Source organism: Streptomyces sp. NPDC031274 (assembly GCF_055570235.1).
Genome location: NZ_JBVIHP010000035.1, coordinates 90,452 through 94,926 on the forward strand (window position 1 = coordinate 90,452; position 4,475 = coordinate 94,926).

4 protein-coding genes are annotated in these 4,475 nt (G+C 69.5%); 2 read left to right on the forward strand and 2 right to left on the reverse strand.

Annotated features, from left to right (window positions below; genetic code table 11):
* Positions 1-202 precede the first annotated feature (202 nt).
* Together ACZ5CR_RS38915 and ACZ5CR_RS38920 are read right to left on the reverse strand one after the other, a co-directional pair.
* Positions 203-715, reverse strand: coding sequence for a carboxymuconolactone decarboxylase family protein (locus tag ACZ5CR_RS38915; RefSeq protein WP_468866695.1), 513 nt, complete (start codon positions 713-715; stop codon positions 203-205).
* A 78-nt stretch (positions 716-793) separates the two neighbouring features.
* On the reverse strand, positions 794-2,839 hold the full coding sequence (locus ACZ5CR_RS38920) for a SpoIIE family protein phosphatase (protein WP_468866697.1): 2,046 nt from the start codon (positions 2,837-2,839) through the stop codon (positions 794-796).
* A gap of 189 nt (positions 2,840-3,028) precedes the next feature.
* Here ACZ5CR_RS38920 and ACZ5CR_RS38925 point away from each other — a divergent pair, with 189 nt between their 5' ends.
* Both ACZ5CR_RS38925 and ACZ5CR_RS38930 read left to right on the forward strand, forming a co-directional pair.
* Positions 3,029-3,781, forward strand: a complete 753-nt coding sequence (locus ACZ5CR_RS38925; protein ID WP_468866699.1) for a hypothetical protein — start codon at positions 3,029-3,031, stop codon at positions 3,779-3,781.
* Between the two features lie 137 nt (positions 3,782-3,918).
* Positions 3,919-4,341 (forward strand): SRPBCC family protein, encoded by a 423-nt coding sequence (locus tag ACZ5CR_RS38930; protein ID WP_468866702.1) that lies wholly within the window; start codon positions 3,919-3,921, stop codon positions 4,339-4,341.
* Positions 4,342-4,475: the final 134 nt, after the last annotated feature.

Below are 4,475 nucleotides of genomic sequence, written 5' to 3' on the forward strand. Positions count from 1 at the left end.
CCGAAAAAAGCAAGCCCCACGCACAAAAAGCCCCCCCCCCCCCCCCCCCCCCCCCCCCCCCCCCCCTCCCCCACCCCCCCCCCCCCCCCCCCCCCTCCCCCCCCCTCACGACGCCCCCACCCCCCGACGGGCGTTCTGTGCGATCGACGGGCGTTCTGTGCGATGACGCCGGCGACCCTCGGGGGTGCCGGTCCTGGCCGTCTCAGTTCCACGGGTCGGTGAACGAACGGCCGGGCACCGGCTTGGCGATGAGCGCCACGGCGATGAAGAAGTTGACCTGGCCGATCGCGAACATCAGGGTGGCCAGCGCCTTGGGCTCGTAGTGCTCCGCCGCCTGGGCGTACAGCTCGTCGGAGACCCTCTCACCGTTACCGTGCGCGGACGGCTGGAGCACGGCTTCCACCAGTGCGAGCGCGGCACGTTCGGCTTCGGTGAAGTACGGGGAGTCCTGCCAGGAGGTCACCGACGTGATGCGCTCCTCCGACTCCCCCGCCTTGCGCAGGAAGCCCGTGTGCAGAACGGTCAGGTAAGTGCTGCCGACGATCTGACCCGCCCGCAGCTGCACCAGGCTGATCGTGGAGCGGGGCACAGAGCCATTGCCGGTGACCTTGAACAGTGCCGCCGACACCGCGGCCAGTTCGGGGACGAGCTCCGCGGGGTCCTCGGTCATCCGCGGAACCGTCGGGACCTGCGCCGTGATCGAACGTGTTTCCATCACTGTCTCCTCAGGGCTTTCATGTTGCCTTCACTGCCCTGACGGAGCGCTACGGAGAAACGTGACAGATGGAGTCGATCAGGTTTCCGGCGCGGCGAAGTCGCACCAGACGGCCTTGCCCTCGCCGCGCGGCTCGACTCCCCAGCGCGACGCGACCGCCTCCACCAGGAGCAGGCCACGGCCGGATGTGGCGGTCTCCACCGGGGACCTCTTACGGGGGCGGGTACTGGAGCGGTCCTTGACCCAGAGCCGCACACGGCGAGGCGGCCCTGTGAGCACTTCGAGCGTGAGGATGGCGCCCCCGTCGGTGTGGACCAGGGCGTTGACCAGAAGTTCACCCGCCGCCACCTCGACATCGTCGGCGACGGCCCCAAGACCCCACGACGCGAGGTGTTCCCGCAGCGCCGCACGGGTGTCGGCGAGCCCTTCGGGGTCGGCCTGGTGGACGTACCGATGGATGCGCGGCTCCTGGAGCGTGCCGGGGTCGGGGAGCCGACGCAGGACCAGGAGCGCCACATCGTCACTGCTGCCCCATCTCTCCCACAGTGCGCGGGACAGGTGGTCTGCCAGGTCTTCGGCCGTCTCGGGTCCCGCGGCCAACACTTCGGCGAGGTTCTGGATCCCGGTGTCGAGATCGAGACCGGCGTCCTCCACGAGCCCGTCCGTGCACAGCACCAGGGTCTCCCCCGGCACGAGGTCGAGCCGGACCTCGGGGTAGTCCTCCATGCCGAAATCGGTGGCGAGGCCGAGGGGCAGCCCGCCGCGGACCCGTGGCACACCCACCCGGCCGTCCACATGCCGCACGAGGGGCGGCAGATGTCCGGCCCGCACGGCGCGCACGATGCCGGTGGCGGGGTCGAACTGGGCGTAGGTGCAGGTGGCGAACCGCTCGGTGTCCAGCTCGGACAGGAAGCGGGAGGTGCGCGAGAGGACCGTCGCGGGTGGGTGCCCCTCGCCGGCGAAGGCCCGCAGGGCGATGCGCAGCTGCCCCATGATGGCCGCGGCGTGGGTGTCGTGTCCTTGTACGTCACCCACCACCACGCCGATGCGCCCGCGGGGCAGGGTGATGACGTCGTAGAAGTCGCCTCCGACGTCCCGGCCGCCCCACGCCGCGTGGTAGCGCACGGCGACCTCGGAGTCAGGGACGTCGGGGACCCCGCGCGGCAACATCGTGGCCTGCAGACTCTTGGCGAGGTCGCGTTCCTCGTCGAAGAGCATGGCGCGCTGGAGTGACTGGGCGACGATGCCGGAAAGACCGATGCAGAGGTTGCGGTCGGCGTCGGTGAAGTCCTTGCGGCCACGGTAGAAGAGCGCCAGTCCGCCGATGGCGCGGTTCTGCGCGACCAGAGGCAGGAACGCCGCCGAATCGAGCTCCATGTGGTCGATGTAGGGCCCGAGGCGGGTGAAGCGCTGCCCGAGGTCGGGCAGGGCGCCCACGAAGCGGGGCTGCCGGGTCAGGACGGCCTCGACCAGCGGCAGCGATTCGTCGACCTTGTACAGCTTGAGTTCGTCGAGGGCCTGCATCGTCTGGCCCACCAGGGCGATGAGCTTCAGGTCGTCCCCCTCGACCAGGCCAAGGACGAGGCCGTCGGCGGCGAACCGGTCAAGACCGCTCGCGCCGGAGAGCACGGCCACCACGTCGTCGACCGTGACGGCCCGGGAGAGAGCTTCCGTGGTGCCTTGCACCATCAGGGCGATGCCCTGGCGGCGCTCCTCCCTGGGGTCGGTGGCCGCGAGTTCGGCCCCGTCGTGCTCGGCCGTCCGTACGAATCCGACGGCGCGCCCGGCCCGGCCGTCGTCGTCGCGCAGGATGCGTCCACGGGCGTGGCTGAGGTGCAGCGAGCCGTCGCGGTGGCGGACACGGAAGTAGAGACCGTAGAGGTCGACACCTGTGGTGACCGCCTCCTTGACGGCATGACTGATGCGCACGATCTCCTCGGGCGGCACGCGCTCCCGCAGTGAGGTCACCGAGCCGCTGAACTCGTCGGGGAGCAGGTCGAGCACCACGAGGGCACTGGCGTCGAGACTGAGTTCACCGCTGTCCAGGTCCCAGTCGAAGCTGCCCATGCCGGTCAGGAACAGGCGCTGTTCCAGGTCGATGTCTGACTTCTTGGCTGACGTCATGGCTGTCTCCGTATGCCGCTCGGTCACCATAAGCGCCAGGCGCCCCGGGCGCGCGGCCGTGGACCGGCGCAGAAAGTGGAAATCGACCTTCCGGTGATCTATCGCAGCGAGGGGGTAACCGGTTGTTCCGCGGCCCCGACGGCCGCGGAACGAGCGGAGGGCGCAGACGCGCCCCGGGAAGGAGCAGACATGGTGAAGGGCAGTCGAACCATGACGGCCGCGGTAGCCGGAGCGGCGTTAGTGGCCCTGGCCGGGTGCGGTAGCGACGGCTCGGACGACAAGGACAAGCCGTTCGCGGGCAAGAGCGCCGATCAGATAGCCGCTGACGCGGTCGAGGCCACCAAGCAGGCCGAATCGATGCACATGAAGGGGACCATGCAGCAGTCCGCGGGTTCCTCGATGACCATCGACCTGTCGGTGGACCAGCGCAAGAACTGTGACGGCACCATCCGGTCGGAGGGCGCGTCCGCGGAGGTGCGGCACACGAAGGGGACGTTCTATCTGCGGGGCGACGAGAAGTACTGGGAGAACGCGCTCAAGGGCCAGTCCGGTGGCGACAAGATCGTGCCGAAGGTGGCGGACAAGTGGGTGAAGGCACCCGCTGACGACGCGACGACGAAGAACATGTGCGACAAGCAGGCGCTGATGGCTTCCATGGACAAGGACAAGTCGGAGCGCAAGGGCATGAAGAAGGGCTCGACGACGACCGTCGACGGCACCGAGACGATCCGGCTGACGAAGAAGACCTCCGGCGGCGAGACCATCACGCTGTACGTGGCCACAAAGGGCAAGCCGTACATCCTGCGGACGACGACGACCGGCGGCAAGGGCCCCAACACCGCCACCTTCAGCGACTACGGCAAGTCGGTCAGCCCTGAGGCGCCCGCGCCCGGCGAGACCGTGGACCTCAAGGAGCTTGCCGCATCCGGCCAGAAGGCCTGACATCCCCGCGGTGGCCTGACACCCGTACAAGTGACGTGACGCCTTCGCATGGTCCGGCCACCACGGGGTACCGGAGGCCCATGTTCCACCGGCCCGGAGACTCCGTGGCCGCTCCCCCTACAGAAAGAGAGGTGCGTATGTCCGCGTCCCTGCTCGAGTCCGTCGATGTCCAGGCACCGGTTTCCGTCGCCTGGGAGCTGTGGAGCGACGTGACACGCTGGCCTTCCTTCCTCAGCCACGTACGCCTGGTCGAGCCGATGGACGAGGGGCGCTTCGCGTGGCAGCTGGAACTGCCGGGTGCGGAGAAGAACTTCGTCGCCGAGCTCACCGAAGTGGTGCCCGAGAACCGGATCGCCTGGCACACCGTCGAGGGGGTGGATCACGCGGGCGTGGTGACATTTCACCGCCTCAGCGACACCACGAGCCGGGTGACACTCCAGATCGAGTACGACCCCAAGGGCTTCGTGGAACACCTGGGCGCCCTCACCAATCTCGACTCCACCCTGGCCAATTACGACCTGGGCGAGTTCCAGAAACTCGCCGAGAAGGCCGCACGGTAGATCCCTGAGCCCTCAAGGGCGGGGACCACGGACGAGTTACGGGGGGGGGGGGGGGGGGGGGGGGGGGGGGGGGGGGGGGGGGGGGGGGGGGGGGGGGGGGGGGGGGGGGGGGGGGGGGGGGGGGGGGGGGGGGG